The organism is Truepera radiovictrix DSM 17093 (assembly GCF_000092425.1).
GTDB classification, from domain to species: Bacteria; Deinococcota; Deinococci; order Deinococcales; family Trueperaceae; genus Truepera; species Truepera radiovictrix.
In genome coordinates, this window is sequence record NC_014221.1 from 1,474,296 (window position 1) to 1,488,960 (window position 14,665).

A 14,665-nucleotide genomic window follows, 5' to 3' on the forward strand; every position below is an offset into this window, starting at 1 on the left:
CTTACTTCGGGGGTCGCAAACGTGCTAAAGTGAACTGTTTGACTGTTTGCCTGGCCGAACACGCCGGCCCTTGACGGTAAGCGAAGCGGAGGACATGTTGACGACCTACACAGCGGACAGCATCAAGGTACTTAAAGGTTTGGAGGGGGTGCGTAAGCGCCCGGCGATGTATGTTCAAGGGGGCACGGGGGTCGACGGGTACCACCAGCTCCTCACTGAGATCATCGACAACGCTATCGATGAGGCCTTGGCGGGTCACGCCGACACCGTCGAGGTGGTTTTAAACCCCGACGGCTCGGCGACGGTCGCTGACAACGGCCGCGGTATCCCCGTGGGCATGATGAAGCGCGAGGGGCGTCACGCCATCGAGGTGATCTTTACCGAGCTGCACGCGGGTGGCAAGTTCGACTCGGACGCCTACAAGGTCTCCGGGGGGCTCCACGGCGTCGGGTCGTCGGTCGTCAACGCACTTTCGGTGTTTCTAGAAGCCGAGGTCAAGTCCGGTGGAAAACTGCACCGCATCCGCTTCGACCGCGGCGAGGTGACCGAACCGGTTCACGTCATCGGCAAGGTCAAACCGGGTGACACCGGCTCCAAGGTCACCTTTCTGCCCGACCACGACATCTTTAAAGAGGTTAAAGCGTTCGACTACGCGCGCATCCGCCGCCGGCTGCGCGAGCTCGCCTTTCTCACCGCGGGCGTCAAGATCACCCTGGAGGATCGGCGCGGCGCTGAACCCAAGCGCGAAGTGTTTCAGGAAAAGGGTGGCGTCGCGGCCTTTGCGCTTACCCTCGCCGAGGGGAACTACCTCTACGACAAACCGGTCCTCATTCGCGGGCACGCCGACGACATCGAGGTCGAGGTCGGGTTCATCCACACGGGCGCCTACGTCCAGACCATCTTGACCTACGCCAACATGATCACCAACCGCGACGGCGGCACCCACTTAACCGGCTTTAAAACCGCCTACACCCGCGTGCTCAACAACTACGCGAAGGCGAAGAACCTGATAAAAAAGGGCGACCCCGCGCCGACGGGTGACGACTTTTTGGAGGGTATCTCGTGTGTCGTGTCGGTCAAGCTCGGCGACCCGCAGTTCGAGTCGCAGGCGAAGGTCAAGCTGTTAAACCCCGAGGCGCAGAGCGCGGTGCAGTCGGTCGTCTACGAACGGCTCACCGAGTTTTTGGAGGAGAACCCGAAGGTCGCCAAAGCGATCATCGAAAAGGCCGTTCACGCCGCCAAAGCGCGCGAGGCGGCGCGCAAGGCGCGCGACCTTGTGCGCCGCGCCAACCCTATCGACAACGACGAGCTGCCCGGCAAGCTCGCCGACTGCCAGTCCGAAGACCCGTCGGTGAGCGAGCTCTACATCGTCGAGGGGAACTCGGCGGGCGGCTCGGCCAAGGGGGGGCGCGAGCGGCGCTTCCAGGCCATCTTGCCGCTCCGCGGAAAAGTCCTCAACGTCGAGAAGGCGCAGCTCAGCAAGGTGCTCAAAAACGCCGAGATCCGCGCGATGATCGCCGCTATCGGCGCGGGGCTCGAGGGCACCGGCGACGACGCGCACTTCGACCTCGAGTCGGTGCGCTACCACCGCATCATCATCATGGCCGACGCCGACGTCGACGGTTCACACATCCGCACGCTGCTCCTGACGTTTTTCTACAACTACATGCGCCCGCTGATCGACGCGGGCTACCTCTACCTGGCGCAGCCGCCCCTTTACGCCGTGCGCTTCGGCCGCGAAAAAGACGTCACCTACGTCTACGACGACGCCGATCTGCAGCGCCTGTTGGCTGAAAACAAGGGGCGTAAGTACGAGCTGCAGCGCTTTAAGGGGCTCGGTGAGATGAACCCCGAGGAGCTGTGGGCGACCACCATGAACCCGGAGACGCGCATCCTTAAAAAAGTCACCGTCGAGGACGCCCTAGACGCCAAGGAGACCTTCGAGGTGCTGATGGGCACCGAGGTGCCGCCGCGCCGCCGCTTTATCGAGGAGAACGCGCACTTGGCGCAGCTCGACGTGTAGCTTTCCTGCGCGCAACGCCCACAACAGGCCGACCTCCGGGTTGGCCCTTTTGCTGTGGGCTTGGGGGCGCCCCAGCTAGCTCAGGGCCGCTGCGGCGTAAAGCGGCCCCTCAACCCCTCTCTGCGCGCCCGCCCGGCCCACAGGTGCGCTTGCCGCAGCGGTTCGGGGAGCTTGGTGGGGGCGGGCAGGGCGCGAATGAGCTCGAGCCCCTCCCGTAGTCCCAGGCGGTGCCCCGGCGAGAGGTAGAGGGGTTTGACGCGCGCGCGCGAGCGGTAGACCCAGCCGAGCTGCGCGCTTCTGGCAGTGAGGGGCACCGCGCTGCCAGCTTCCTCGGGCAGCTCACCCGCAGGAACGCCGTAGAGGAGGCTTTTGGCGACCCCTAAGCTCGGCAGGTCGAGGTGCACCCCTAGGTGCGCGGCGATACCCAGCCCCCGCGGGTGCGCGACCCCTTGGCCGTCGACGAGCAGCAGGTCCGGCACTTCTGAAAGCGCGGCGAGCGCCGCTAGGTAGGTCGGTGCTTCGCGGAAGGAGAGAAACCCCGGGACGTAGGGGAAGAGCCCTTCCGGAGGGGTCGCGGCGACGCTGACCTCGAGCACCCGCTCCTCGGCGAGGTCCCACAGCACCGCCGCCGCGACGAGGGGTTCGCCGCGCCTGCTCGAGGCGTCGAGCGCCGCGACCTTGCGCACCCCCGTAAGGTCACCCGTTAACAGCACGCGCGCGGCGAGCTCGCGCTGAAGCTGGCTCGCGCTTTTGAGGTCGCGGGGAGTGGGGAAGAGGGCGCTCACGCCTCCAGCTTAGCAAGCCGTAGACCCCCTTTTCGGAAGAGCAGTGCGCCCTACGCTAGTTTGACGCGCTGGCCACCCGCCCCCCTCATCACTGGTCTCAGCAAGTACCGACGTACGGCTCAGCGTCTCTCCAGGTTAGAGGTCGCGCTCGTTGTTCTCCGGGGTCTCTTCCCGGTCGGTTCCGCCCGGCTCGCGAGCCTCCCCTTGCTCCCAAAGCTCGCGTTGGGTACCGCGCTGCTCGCCGCGCTCTGGCTCCGACCCTCGTTCTGGCTGGGGCTGGTGTTGATCATCATCGTGCGCCAGATGATGATCCTGGTGCTTTGGTGAGAACGTGCCAGCGAAAACCCCCAGCCATCAGGGGCCAGGGGTCGAGGGTGGGCTGCTCGAGCTAGACGATCCGCGCCCAGGGGCTCGGGGCGACGAAGGGCTCGAGCCCCACGTCGTGAAAGAGCGCCTCGGGGAGATCGAAGCTGGCGAGGTAGAGGTCGCCGACGACCCCGCCGGGGGGGGTCCCCGGTTTGGGGAGGGCGAGCGCGAGGGTGGCCGAGGCTCTTACGACGTCGCCCGGCACCTCGCCGCTGTCGGCCGCTAGGCCGGTCGGGACATCGAGCGACAAGACCTTGCAGCCCAGGTTGTTAAGGACGGTGATTACGTCCAAGGTGCGGCCGCGCGGGGGACCTTCGAGCCGCATGCCGACAGCGGCGTCAAGGGCGCAGCTGAACTTCATCTTAGGCAAGCTGCTGCGCAAACGCACGTTGGGCAGCTCCGCGAGGCGCTCGAGGAGCTCTTTGGGCACCCCCGAGTAGTTCTCCGCTTCGTGGGTCGGCACCACCCACACGGCGCGGCGCGCGCGGGCGAGGCAGTGAGCGGCGGCGAGCCCGACCCCGCCGTTGTGACCGCGCCCCGCGACGACCAAGACCGGACCGTCGGGGGCGAGGTGCGCCGCGAGCCCCGCCAGGCTCTCGCCGGCGCGTTCCATCAGGGTTTGCAGTTCGAACCCGTAACGTCCGGTAGCGAGCGTGGTGAGGTGGCGCGCTTGCGCGGCGCTCATCTTCGGCACCTCCGCCCAAGCGAGCGTCGGCAGCGCCTCCGGAGCGCCCCCCGCGCGCCGCTGAGCGCGTTCAGACGGGCTCGGGAACATTGTCCAGCTCGGCCGTGCTGTAGACGCTCTGAACGTCGTCGAGATCCTCGAGCGCTTCGATGAGGCGCGCTAGCTTCGCCGCCTCCTCGCCCGTAACGCTCGTGGTGGTCTGCGGCACCTTGGTGAGTTGGGCGACGTCGGTCTCCAAGCCCGCCGCTTGCAACCCCTCGAGCACCGTGTAGAGGTCCCCGGGGGCGGTGGTGATGGTGAGCTGCTCGCCGACCTCGAGGTCTTCGGCGCCGAGCTCGATGGCGAGCTCTTGCGCCCGCTCGCTGGTGTCCGCAAGCGTGATGATGCCCTTGCTTTCAAACTGCCAGGCGGTCGAGCCCGACATGCTGCCGCCATGTTTGTTAAACGCGTGCCTCACCTCGGCGACGGTGCGGTTGCGGTTGTCGGTCAGCGCTTCGACGAGTAGGGCAACCCCAGCGGGGCCGTAGCCCTCGTAGACGACCTCGTCGAAGTTGCCCCCCTCACCCCCCCCGAGGGCGCGTTCGATCGCGCGGTCGATATTGTCCTGCGGGACGTCGTCGGACTTTGCCGCAGCGAGGGCGTTTTTAAGCGCCAAGTTGGCGCTCGGGTCGCCGCTCCCCCCCGATCGCACCGCCGCCTGCACCGCGCGGATGTGTTTGCTGATGGTTTTGCCGCGCTGCTTGTCGTTGGCCGCTTTTTTGCGTTTGATCTGGGCCCATTTGCTGTGACCGGCCATGGTCCTCCCTTCCGCTCGGATGGTCTTTAGAGCGCGTTACACGTCCCTTTAGTATAGACGCTCGCACGCACCCTGCGTGCTGGCGCAGGTTCTAAACAAGGACGCGCCTTAGCCAGAGAGCGTAGGCCGCTCGAGGCCACTACGTTGCACGAGCAGCGCGAAGCGCACGAGCCGCGGCAAGCGGTACCAGCGCTTCGGGTCGCCGCCGACCCGCCAGAGCCATTCGAGCCCCAACTGGTGCGTCCAACGGGGGGCCCGCTTGACCTCCCCGGCGAGCACGTCGAGCGCGCCGCCGACACCTATCATCAAAGGGGCGGCGAGAGCCGCGCGGTGGCGATGCAAAAAGAGCTCCTGGCCTTCGCCCAAGCCCGCTATGAGCAGCTGCGCGCGGCTCTCGCGCACCTGCTGGACAACCTTCTCAACGTCGTCTGACCTAAAAAAGCCGTGCTGCACGCCTGCGACGGCGGTGCCAAAGCGCGCGCGCGCCGCCGCTGCGGCCCGCTCGGCAACCCCCGGCCTAGCACCCAAAAAGTAGACCCTTAGCGCGGGTCCGCCGCGCGCCAAAAGCTGCGTCATGAGCTCGACGCCGGGGACCCGGCCCGGCAGCTGCACCCCCGCGCGGCGGGCGGCCCAGACGACACCGACGCCGTCGGCGACCGTGAGGTCGGCGTGGTGCAGGGCGTCGCGCAGCGCCGCGTCGCGTTCAGCGCGCACGATGATCTCGGGGTTGAGGGTGACGAGCAGTTTGGGGAGGGCGCCGTCAAAGGCGGCCCGTAGGCCCCAGTGAGCGGCCTCCTCGAGGGTGCAGCGCGCGACGCGGTAGCCGAGGACGTCGGCGGTTGCAAAGCTGGCCTGAGAGAGCGCAGGGGACATGAGCCGACCTCTAGCGCGCGCAGGCGTCGCCGACGCCCGCTGCGGAGACGTCGTGGCGGTCCGGCTGGTCACCCGGCACGGGGACGCGGTGGGCGGTAAAGCGAAAGAGGGGTGCGCCCTCGGCGTGGAACGTCGTTTCTAGGTAGGGGACCGTGCGCGACGCTGAGAGCAGGCCGGCTGTGGCGAGGTCGTCCTCGAGCGCGAGGGTGCGCAGGTACTGCCCGGCGCGCGAACGCCACAGGGCTTGGGTGGGGTTGGGAAAAGCTTTGAACAGGCTGATGCTCATGAGTGTGGCGCCGACGAGTTCGGCGTCGCCGAAGCGCCGTTTAAGCTGCGCGGCGAGAAACCCCGCGCAGAGCGCGTCGTCGAGGTCTTCGTTGCCGGCGAACCCCGAACACACCAAAGCGACCTCGTCGTGCGCGAGCGACGCGGCGTGGGCCGCGACGGCCTCGGCGTTGTACAGCGAACCGAGCAGCAGGTGACGCGCCCCGGCGACCTGCTCGAGGACGCGCGGCGCGTTTTCGGAGACGAGCACGGCGCTGCGCCCGGCAACGGGGGCGGTCAAGAGCTCCTGGGGCGAGTTGCCGTAGTTAAACCCCTCCGGTGGGAGCCCGCGGCGTTCGCCGACCAGAAGCAGGTCCTTAGCCTCCGCGAGGTGCAGGGCGCGCCGGATGCTGGCGCTCATGTAGAGCGCCTCTAGGCCGCGGTCAAAAAGCAGCGGGGCGATGGTGCAGGTGCGCAGCACGTCGATCACGACCACCACGTCGCCGTAGCTGCTTTTGGGGAGGAGGTCGACGCGGAGCTTCACACTAGGTCCAAGGTGACTCTGGCGGTGACGGTGGCGAGGGGGCGAGGTCGGGCGCCCCGAGCTGGCTCCGGTAGAGGTGGTGCGTGCCGTTGCCCAAAGGGGGGGTGGAGCGGGCATAACGCGGGGTCAAACACACGCTACAGTCTAGCATCCCCCTCCCGAGGGTGGGCCAAAGGGGGCGGCCAAAAACGACACCGCTACCCGCACGCCAGCGGCTAAAGGGCGTGACGCGCATCCGACGCCGCGCACCGGCCGCGCGCGGTAGGCTAAGCGGGTGCCGTCACCCTCGTTTGAAACCGCTTACGCGCAAGGGGCGTTCGCCGACTTTTTTCAGCTCGCACCAAAAGACACGGCGGCGGCGCTCGAGCTCCCCCGACCGGTGCCGCGCGCGGCGCTGACCGCGGCGCTTGGCCGCAGCGCCGAAAAGCTCGGCGCGCCGGAGGCCGCCCTGAGGAACCTGGAGCGGCTCGCGCACCCAGGGAGCCGCGTGGTGGTGACGGGGCAGCAGACCGGGTTGCTGCTCGGGCCGCTCTACACCCTCAGCAAAGCGGTCACGGCGATCGCGCTCGCCAAGAGGCTCTCGAGCGAAGCGCGCCCCGTCGTACCGGTGTTCTGGCTCGCGAGCCAGGACGCCGACAGCGCGGAGATCGATCACAGCTACCTCCTCGACCTGCGCGAACGGCTCCACCGCCCCGCGCTGCCCCTGCCGGAGGGGGTCTGCGCGGGGCGCATCCCGCTGCCAGAGGCGTGGCTAGAGGCGCTGCTCTGCGACCTAGACGCCCTTGAGGTCCCGGAGCCCTACCGCCGTGAGGTGGGGGCGCTGCTGCAGCGCACCGCCGCGCGCGCCCAGAGCTTTAGCGAGTGGTTCGGTGCGCTGCTCTACGAGCTCTTGGGGCCGGCGGGGCTCGTCGTGCTCGACCCGATGGCGTGCGACACGGCGGCGCTCTTTAGGCCGGTGTTGGAGGCCGAACTCGCCGCGCCGCTGCGCTCGGTGACGGCGATTGGGGCGGCGGGGGCGCAGCTGCGGCGCCTCGGGTGGACGCCGCAGCTAGGGCGCGGGGCGGGGGCGACGAACCTCTTCGTCGAGGAGGCGGGCCAGCGCCGCCTGTTGCGCGTCGACGGCGACGGCTTTCGCACCGAGCGGGCGCACTACACCGCCGCCGAGCTGCGCGAGCGGCTCGAGCACGACCCCTGCGCCCTGACGCCGGCGGCGGGGCTGCGGCCAGTCACCCAAGACGCGGTGCTGCCGACCGCCGCGACCGTCGTCGGGCCGGGGGAGCTGCGCTACTTCGCCCAGCTCCGCGGCGTCTACGAAGCGCACGGCGTCGCCATGCCGCTCATCTGGCCGCGCGCGTCGGTCACGGTGCTAGAGCCGCCGGTGCGGCGCATCCTGGACAAGTTCGGCCTCTCGGCCAGGGAGCTGCAGCGCGACTTCGACGGGGTCATGGGGGAGACGCTGCTCGCGCTGCACGGCCACAAGGCCGCTTTCGACGAGAGCTTGGCGGCCCTTAAACGTCACGCGCTCGAGCTGACGCGGCATGCCTCGAACATCGACCCGACGCTCTCAGGGACCGTTGCGCGGGCCGAGGCGCGTTTGACGAGCGTGTTCGGGACGCTCGCGAAGAAAAGCGCCGCCGCGCTTTCAGCCCGCGACGACCTCTACACGCGGCAGTTCGGACGGCTGCGCGCGCACCTGCTCCCGAACGGCGCGCCGCAGGAGCGGGTGCTGAGCCCCTTCTCCTTTTTCCTCAAGTTCGGCGTGCAGAGCGTGGTCGAAGCGTTTTTGGCGCTGCCGCCGGAGGGGGAGCACGAGGTGCGGTTTTAGCGGCCGCAGCACCGCGAAACGTGGTGCCAACTTTTAGGCGCTTGTAAGCGCACAACGGGCGCCTCCGACCGGAGGCCGCACGCGGACTACTGCCCGTGCCGCGACACCGAGTAGTTAGGGGCGTCTTTGGTGATCGTCACGTCGTGCGGGTGCCCCTCGATGAGGCTCGCTTGGGTGATGCGCACGAACTGCGCGCGCGCCTGCATAGCGGCGAGGTTCTCGGTGCCGCAGTAACCCATCGCGCTCCGCAGGCCGCCCAACATCTGGTACAAGACGTCGCCCACCGGCCCCTTGTAGGCGACCATCCCCTCGATGCCCTCGGGGACGAGCTTTTTGGCGTCCTCCTGGAAGTAGCGGTCGGCGCTGGAATTGCCGTCGCCGGCCATCGCGCCCAAGCTCCCCATCCCCCGGTACGCCTTATAGCGCCGGCCGTCGCGCAAGATGTCCTCGCCGGGCGCTTCGGAGGTGCCCGCGAGCATGGAGCCGACCATCACGCAGTCGGCGCCGGCGGCGATGGCTTTGGGTAGGTCGCCGGTAAACTTGATGCCGCCGTCGGCGATGACCGGCACCCCCGAACCGCGCGCGGCGTTAGCGACCTCCATGATGGCGCTTAGCTGCGGCACCCCGACCCCCGTGACGACCCGGGTGGTGCAGATGCTGCCGGGGCCGATGCCGACCTTTAGGGCGTCGGCGCCCCGGTCCAAAAGGGCCTTCGCGGCCTCGGCGGTGGCGATGTTGCCCGCGACGACGTCGACGTCGAAGCTCTCTTTGAGGTAGACCAGAGCGTCCAGGATGCCCTGCGAGTGGCCGTGCGCGGAGTCGAGCACGAGCACGTCGACGCCCGCTCTAACGAGCGCCTCGGCCCTGGCCTCGAGGTCGCTCGCGACCCCGACCGCCGCCGCCGCCCGCAGCCGGCCGAGAGCGTCTTTGGCGGCGTGCGGGAACTCGAGCTTTTTGGTGATGTCTTTGATCGTAATCAGGCCCTTGAGGATGTAGGCGTCGTCGACCACCAGCAGCTTTTCGACCTTGTGCCGCCGGAGGATGTCGCGCGCCTCCTCGAGCGTGGTGCCGACCGGCACCGTCACGAGGTCGTCTTTGGTCATGAGCGCCTCGACGGGCTGCGAAAAGTCGGTTTCAAAGCGCAGGTCGCGGTTGGTGAGGATGCCGACCAAACGCCCGTCCGGTTCGGTGATGGGCACCCCGCTGATGCGGTACTCGCGCATCAAGTCCTCGGCCTCTTGGAGCGTCGCGTCGCGCGTTAAGGTGATCGGGTCGACGATCATCCCCGCTTCGGAGCGCTTGACCTTGGTGACCATGTCGGCTTGCGCCTCGATGGGGAGCTTTTTGTGGATCACGCCCAAGCCGCCGTGCCGCGCCATGGCAATAGCCATCTTTGTCTCGGTGACCGTGTCCATGGCCGACGAACTCACGGGGATGTTGAGCGCGACGCGGCGCGAAAACCGGGTGGTCGTGTCGACGTCTTTGGGGAGCACCTGCGAGTAGGCCGGGACGAGGAGCACGTCGTCAAAGGTCAGCGCCTCGCCGCGGAACTTGCTGGGCGCGCTCGCCGCCGGGTGGGGGGTGGGGGTTGGCTGTGTCGTCACCTGGGCACCTGCTTTCTCATCCCATCCTAAAGGGGCGCGACGTGCTTTTCCAGCGCCTGCAGCCACGCCTGCGGCAGCCGCACGACGCGCCCGCGGCGGTCGACCGGGGTGTGGACGCTCTCGCCCGAGGCGACGCGCTCGCCGCCGCGCGTGATCTCGTAGCGGTAGCGGACGCGGCGGCTTTTGAGTTCGGTCATCTCGGCCTGGACGCTGAGTTCGTCGTCGAAGCGGGTGCTCTGGTGGTAGAGCACGTTAAGGGCACTTACCGCGAGCGAGACGCCCTCCTCCTCGAGCGCGCGGTAGCTCATCCCGCGCGCGCGGAGCCACTCGACGCGGGCCGCCTCGAACCACACCACGTAGGCCGAGTGATGGGCGATGCCCATCTGGTCGGTCTCGGCGAAGCGCACGCGGAGCGTCAGGGTGGGCCTCACGAGAGCACCTCGGCGGGGTCGGTGTGAAAGCTGAGCCGCGGGGTGCGTCTAAGGTCCGCCGCTGCGGCGAGGCGCCGCTGCAAAAAGCCGCTCGCGCGCTCCAGCGCCGCTTTTAGGGGCGCTTCGTCCTCCTCGCGCAAGGTGCTGACCAAGACCTTGGCCGCCGAGAAGTCGGCGCTGAGGCGCACCCGCTCAATGGTGGCTACGACGGGGATGCGGGGGTCTTTGAGTTGGGGGATGAGTTCGGCGAGCGCACGCTCGAGCGCGCGCGCGTGCCGCTGAGAAGCGTCCATCTACGTAGGATAGCGCGCGCCCGGGCGGCGGTGCGTAACTGTAGGCATGGGGCCCAGCGGCGACGTCGCGCGGGGGGCGTAAAGGGGCGACGCCGAGGGCTATGCTGGAACCCAAACGCTCTCGCTTACGGCGGCAAAGGAGGTCGCGTGACCCACACGCCACGTACACCACCCCACAGGGTCGGCTTTTGGGGGGGCTTCGGGCTCTCGCTCGCCCTGCTCGCGCCGCTCAGCGCGCTCGGGTGGCTCGCCTGGCAGCTCGGGCTGCCGTTTCCCCCCTTTAACCTCTTTGACGGGCTCGCGCGGGTGCTGCCGGGACCCCTCGTCACCGCCGGCATCGACGCGCTCGTCCTCGTCCTGCTCGCTTTGGGGCTCTCGGTCGCCGACCTCGCCAAGCTCGCCGAGCAGCTCCTGGCGCTCGCGCTCTTTACCGCCCTCCTCCTCCTCGCGGGTGGCGCGTTCTGCGCCGCCTTGCGCCGCCGAGCGCCGTGGCGCGCGGGGTGGGCGCTGGCTGTTGCCGTCGGGGTGCCGCTAGCCCTCGTCGCGGCGCAGGCCCCAGGGCCCCACGCGCCGCCCTTTGCGGCGGCGTGGACGCTGGCTTTCGTGCTCGCCTGGGCGCTGCTGCTAACCGCCGCGCAGCGCCGCCTCAGCCCGCCCGCCGCCGCGACCGAGGTGGGTGCTGGGGCAAGCGCCGACCTAAGCGCCGCGACCGACCGGCGGCGCTTCATGGTCTACTTGGGCGGCGCGGCGGCGCTCGTCACGGTCGTCGCTGCGGGCGGCGCGGCCTCCCTGGGGGGGCGGCGGCCCGACGAGGAGGCGGAGGCTGGAACGCGCTGGTCGGAGGTGAACCGGCTGCCCAACGCGGACGCGGCCGTGCAGCCCGCCCCCGGCACGCGCCCCGAGCTGACCCCCTTAGAGGCGCACTACCGCATCGACATCAACCTCGCGCCGGTCGTCATCGACGAAAAGACGTGGCGGCTGCGGGTCGAAGGGCTCGTCGCGGCGCCCCTCGAGCTCACCCTGGATGAGCTGCGCGCTTACGAGAGCGTCGACCAGTTCGTCACCCTCTCGTGCATCTCCAACCCCATCGGCGGCGACCTCATCGGCACCACCCGCTGGACGGGGGTCCCCTTGGTGCGGCTCTTGGACGACTGGAACCTGGACCCGCGCGCTTCGCACCTACGCATCACGGCGGCGGACGGCTTTTTCGAGATCATCCCGGTAGCGGACATCCGGCGCGACGAGCGCATCATGCTCTGCTACGCCTGGGACGGGGTGCCGCTGCGCTTTCGCCACGGCTTCCCGCTGCGCATCTATATCCCCGACCGCTACGGGATGAAGCAGCCCAAGTGGATCGAGCGCATCGAGGCTGTGGACGCCTGGGAGCCCGGCTACTGGGTCGTGCGGGGGTGGGACCGCGAGGCGCGTATGAAAGCGACGGCAGTGATCGACACCGTCGCGCAAGAAGCCATCGTCGACGAGGGGGGGCGGGCGCTCGTACCGGTCGGCGGCATCGCGCACGCGGGGGCGCGCGGCATCTCCCGGGTCGAGGTGCGCGTCGACGACGGGCCCTGGCAGGAGGCGAGGTTGCGCGAGCCCCTGTCGCGCACGACCTGGGTGCTCTGGCGCTTCGACTGGCCCTTCGAACCGGGGGAGCACCTGCTCACCGTGCGCTGCTTCGAGGGCGACGGCACGCCGCAGATCTCCGAGCGGCGGCCGCCGCACCCGAGCGGGGCGACGGGGCTGGACGGGCGGCGGGTTCAGCTTTAGGTCGTCTGTAGTGTGGCTTGCAACTTGTGTATCTACGAGCCACAGGCCACGAGCCTTTGGAGCCCTGGACCGTCGCTAGGCGTTGCGCTCGAGCCACACCTCAAGCACCTTGTGGTCGAGTTTGGCGAGCGGCAGCGCGCGGAGCTCCGCGGCCCTCACGAAGCGCCCGTCCCCCGGCGGTGGGGCCTCTACGAGCACCGGCGTGGCGGTGATCCGAAAGTGCGTGTAGGCGTGCTTGACCGCCCCCAACTGCGCCCCCGGGGGCGCCTCTTCGGTGAGCGGAAAGCCCCACAAACCCCCTAGCATCTCACCGATGGGGCGCTGGCGCAGCCAGAGGGCGCCGTCACGGGCGCAGACGAGCGCGTAGCGCCGCACGTGCGGCACGCGCTTGCGCGCTTTGGGGGCGGGGAAACGCGCGACCGCACCCTGCTGGTACGCCCCGCAGTGCGCCTGCACGGGGCAGCGCGGGCACTGCGGGGCGCGCGCCGTGCAGACCAGGGCGCCGAGCTCCATGAGCGCCTCGTTGAAGTCGCCCGGGGCGTCGTCGGGGAGGTGCGGCTCGAGGCGTGCCCGCACGGCCTCCCGGGTGACCTCGCCGGGGAGGCAGAAGAGCCGCGCCGCAACTCGCTTGACGTTGCCGTCGACCGCGAGCGCTCGCTCCCCGAACGCGAGCGAGGCGACGGCGGCGGCCGTGTAGGGGCCGATGCCGGGGAGCTTAAGGAGCGCCGCGTAACTCTCTGGCAACCCCCCGTGTCGGTCTAGGGCGGCCCTAGCTGCCTCCTGGAGCCGACGCGCGCGGCTGTAGTAGCCGAGCCCCTCCCAGGCTTTGAGGACGTCGTCCAAGGGGGCGGCGGCGAGCGCCTGTAGGCTTGGAAAGCGCGCCATCCACCGCCTAAAAAAGGGGACGACGGTCGCGACCTGCGTCTGCTGGAGCATGACTTCGGAGACGAGCACACGGTAGGGCGTGCGCACCTCGCGCCAGGGGAGGGCGCGTTTGGCGCCGCCAAACCACGCCAGAAGGTCGGCTGCTAGGGGTGAGACGGGTGCGCCCTTCACCCCTCTAGGCTATCAGCTCGCCCGCAGCGCGCGGGTTGCCCGTCGCCGGGCTATGAGCCCGGGGCTGCGAATGGTAAAGTGCTTGCCTAAGAAGGTCCCGGTCTGGTGAAGCCGTGCGAAACGCTGTCGATAAGAGGGCAAGGGGTTAGCGCCCACGACTGAGGGGTGCACCTCCAAACCCACGCCCGACGAGGTAGGGAGTGGCATTGCCGAGTAGCCGAGAAAAGACGATTGGGGAGAACTTCCAAGCGCAGACCAAGTACCGCCGCGGGGCGTTGCCGCCGAAGACGGGAAAGGCGGTCAGCCCCTTTAAGGTCTACGCCAACCCGCTCGAGGTCGCGGCTTTGCCAGTTCCCGAGCTCTCGGGCGGCAAGGGGCTCTGGGGGACGCTCGCCACGACCCGCGAGAGCATCCCCGAGGGGGGGCGGTTGCGCCAAGGGGACGTGTCGCAGCTGCTCTGGGCGAGCTCGGGCTTTACCTATGGCGGGCAGCGCACCCACGCGACGGCCGTGCCCTTGGCGGGGCTCGAGACCTACCTCGTGGTGCGGCAGATCGAGGACGTGTTCCCCGGTGTCTACCACTACAACCCGCGCGAACACGCCCTCGAGCACCTCGTTCAGACCGAGCCGAGTTTGGAGCTCGCCGACGCGCTTCTAGACACCGACATCAGCGCGTGCGCCGCGGCGGTCGCCTACACGGGGCTGCCAGGGCGCATCGACGACGGCGCCAAAAGCCGCGCCTACCGCTACCTCTACCTCGAGGCGGGCGCCGCGGCGCAGTGCGCCATGTTGGCCGCCGTCGAACTCGGGCTCGCCGCGACCGTGCGCGCCGAGTTCTACGACGACGAGCTCGCGAGGCTGCTGCAGATCGACGGGGTGAGCGAGGTGCCGCTCTGCGTGCTGACGCTCGGAACCTAACCGAGACCCGACCCCGTGACCTAGGCGCATGGACAAGCTTTTCGTCTACGGCACCCTCAAACCGGGCGGGCGCAACTTTCACCTCGCGCGGGGCGTCGTTCGCGCCGAGCCCGCCTTTGTCGACGGCTTTGTGCTGCTGCACTTTCACCCCGAGGGGTATCCCGCGATGGTGCGGGGGGCGGGGCGCGTGTACGGCGCCCTCCTGACGTTCGCCGACCTCGACGCGGCGCTGCCGGTGCTCGACCGGCTCGAGGGGCTCGACCTCGAGCCACCCGAGTACGCGCGCGTCGAGGTCAGCGTTCAACCCTCCGGCCAGCGCGCCTGGACGTACCTCTACGTCAACGAGACGCGGCTCGCGGCGCCCGGCGTCGTCCCCGTGCCCAGCGGGGATTGGCCGCTGCAGTAGCCGCTACGCAGCGCCGCTACCCGCGCA

15 protein-coding genes are annotated in these 14,665 nt (G+C 69.1%); 6 read left to right on the forward strand and 9 right to left on the reverse strand.

Features of this window, described 5'->3' with window-relative positions; genetic code table 11:
• Positions 1 to 94 precede the first annotated feature (94 nt).
• Complete coding sequence (locus TRAD_RS06820; protein ID WP_013177865.1) at positions 95 to 2,023, forward strand: DNA topoisomerase subunit B; 1,929 nt, start codon at positions 95 to 97, stop codon at positions 2,021 to 2,023.
• Positions 2,024 to 2,103: 80 nt separating this feature from the next.
• Here the strand turns inward: TRAD_RS06820 and TRAD_RS06825 are convergent, their stop codons facing one another.
• Positions 2,104 to 2,808: an endonuclease V gene (locus TRAD_RS06825; protein ID WP_013177866.1), complete on the reverse strand. Its 705-nt coding sequence runs from the start codon at positions 2,806 to 2,808 to the stop codon at positions 2,104 to 2,106.
• Between the two features lie 204 nt (positions 2,809 to 3,012).
• Between TRAD_RS06825 and TRAD_RS16720 the strand changes: the two genes are divergently transcribed.
• Positions 3,013 to 3,135, forward strand: a complete 123-nt coding sequence (locus TRAD_RS16720; protein WP_281054497.1) for a hypothetical protein — start codon at positions 3,013 to 3,015, stop codon at positions 3,133 to 3,135.
• A gap of 61 nt (positions 3,136 to 3,196) precedes the next feature.
• Here TRAD_RS16720 and TRAD_RS06835 read toward each other — a convergent pair whose 3' ends face one another.
• From TRAD_RS06835 to TRAD_RS06850, 4 genes are all read right to left on the reverse strand, one after another.
• Complete coding sequence (locus TRAD_RS06835) at positions 3,197 to 3,949, reverse strand: NAD(P)H-hydrate epimerase (RefSeq protein WP_041947182.1); 753 nt, start codon at positions 3,947 to 3,949, stop codon at positions 3,197 to 3,199.
• Entirely contained in the window at positions 3,930 to 4,655 is a 726-nt protein-coding gene (locus tag TRAD_RS06840; RefSeq protein WP_013177869.1) for a YebC/PmpR family DNA-binding transcriptional regulator, read from the reverse strand. The genes TRAD_RS06835 and TRAD_RS06840 overlap by 20 nt, the downstream gene beginning before the upstream one ends.
• 108 nt (positions 4,656 to 4,763) lie before the next feature.
• Positions 4,764 to 5,528, reverse strand: a complete 765-nt coding sequence (locus tag TRAD_RS06845; RefSeq protein ID WP_013177870.1) for a WecB/TagA/CpsF family glycosyltransferase — start codon at positions 5,526 to 5,528, stop codon at positions 4,764 to 4,766.
• A 10-nt stretch (positions 5,529 to 5,538) separates the two neighbouring features.
• On the reverse strand, positions 5,539 to 6,336 hold the full coding sequence (locus tag TRAD_RS06850) for a 2-phosphosulfolactate phosphatase (RefSeq protein ID WP_013177871.1): 798 nt from the start codon (positions 6,334 to 6,336) through the stop codon (positions 5,539 to 5,541).
• A gap of 274 nt (positions 6,337 to 6,610) precedes the next feature.
• Between TRAD_RS06850 and bshC the strand changes: the two genes are divergently transcribed.
• On the forward strand, positions 6,611 to 8,161 hold the full coding sequence (gene bshC / locus TRAD_RS06855; RefSeq protein ID WP_013177872.1) for a bacillithiol biosynthesis cysteine-adding enzyme BshC: 1,551 nt from the start codon (positions 6,611 to 6,613) through the stop codon (positions 8,159 to 8,161).
• Between the two features lie 86 nt (positions 8,162 to 8,247).
• Here bshC and guaB read toward each other — a convergent pair whose 3' ends face one another.
• Genes guaB through rbfA form a run of 3 tightly spaced genes read right to left on the reverse strand, consistent with a single transcriptional unit; the run spans position 8,248 to position 10,489 of the window.
• A complete protein-coding gene (gene guaB, locus TRAD_RS06860) occupies positions 8,248 to 9,765 on the reverse strand; it encodes an IMP dehydrogenase (protein WP_013177873.1) in 1,518 nt (505 codons plus the stop codon).
• Positions 9,766 to 9,791: 26 nt separating this feature from the next.
• Positions 9,792 to 10,196 carry an acyl-CoA thioesterase gene (locus TRAD_RS06865; RefSeq protein WP_013177874.1) on the reverse strand — a complete coding sequence of 135 codons (405 nt, stop codon included), beginning with the start codon at positions 10,194 to 10,196 and terminating at the stop codon, positions 9,792 to 9,794.
• Positions 10,193 to 10,489, reverse strand: coding sequence for a 30S ribosome-binding factor RbfA (gene rbfA / locus TRAD_RS06870; RefSeq protein ID WP_013177875.1), 297 nt, complete (start codon positions 10,487 to 10,489; stop codon positions 10,193 to 10,195). Before rbfA ends, TRAD_RS06865 begins: the two co-directional genes overlap by 4 nt.
• A 147-nt stretch (positions 10,490 to 10,636) precedes the next feature.
• On the opposite strand from rbfA, the gene TRAD_RS06875 reads away from it, so the two are divergent.
• Positions 10,637 to 12,259 (forward strand): molybdopterin-dependent oxidoreductase, encoded by a 1,623-nt coding sequence (locus TRAD_RS06875; RefSeq protein ID WP_013177876.1) that lies wholly within the window; start codon positions 10,637 to 10,639, stop codon positions 12,257 to 12,259.
• A gap of 75 nt (positions 12,260 to 12,334) precedes the next feature.
• On the opposite strand, the gene mutY is transcribed toward TRAD_RS06875, so the two are convergent.
• On the reverse strand, positions 12,335 to 13,315 hold the full coding sequence (gene mutY / locus TRAD_RS06880) for an A/G-specific adenine glycosylase (protein ID WP_013177877.1): 981 nt from the start codon (positions 13,313 to 13,315) through the stop codon (positions 12,335 to 12,337).
• Between the two features lie 206 nt (positions 13,316 to 13,521).
• Between mutY and TRAD_RS06885 the strand changes: the two genes are divergently transcribed.
• Entirely contained in the window at positions 13,522 to 14,232 is a 711-nt protein-coding gene (locus TRAD_RS06885) for a SagB/ThcOx family dehydrogenase (protein ID WP_049772998.1), read from the forward strand.
• Between the two features lie 28 nt (positions 14,233 to 14,260).
• Positions 14,261 to 14,638, forward strand: coding sequence for a gamma-glutamylcyclotransferase family protein (locus TRAD_RS06890; RefSeq protein WP_013177879.1), 378 nt, complete (start codon positions 14,261 to 14,263; stop codon positions 14,636 to 14,638).
• Positions 14,639 to 14,665: the final 27 nt, after the last annotated feature.

Excerpts from the sequence above, each read along its gene's own strand:
- TRAD_RS06820 (WP_013177865.1), top strand. The coding sequence starts at position 95 with ATGTTGACGACCTACACAGCGGACAGCATCAAGGTACTTAAAGGTTTG.
- TRAD_RS06835 (WP_041947182.1), bottom strand. The coding sequence starts at position 3,949 with ATGTTCCCGAGCCCGTCTGAACGCGCTCAGCGGCGCGCGGGGGGCGCT.
- TRAD_RS06840 (WP_013177869.1), bottom strand. The coding sequence starts at position 4,655 with ATGGCCGGTCACAGCAAATGGGCCCAGATCAAACGCAAAAAAGCGGCC.
- TRAD_RS06845 (WP_013177870.1), bottom strand. The coding sequence starts at position 5,528 with ATGTCCCCTGCGCTCTCTCAGGCCAGCTTTGCAACCGCCGACGTCCTC.
- rbfA (WP_013177875.1), bottom strand. The coding sequence starts at position 10,489 with ATGGACGCTTCTCAGCGGCACGCGCGCGCGCTCGAGCGTGCGCTCGCC.
- TRAD_RS06890 (WP_013177879.1), top strand. The coding sequence starts at position 14,261 with ATGGACAAGCTTTTCGTCTACGGCACCCTCAAACCGGGCGGGCGCAAC.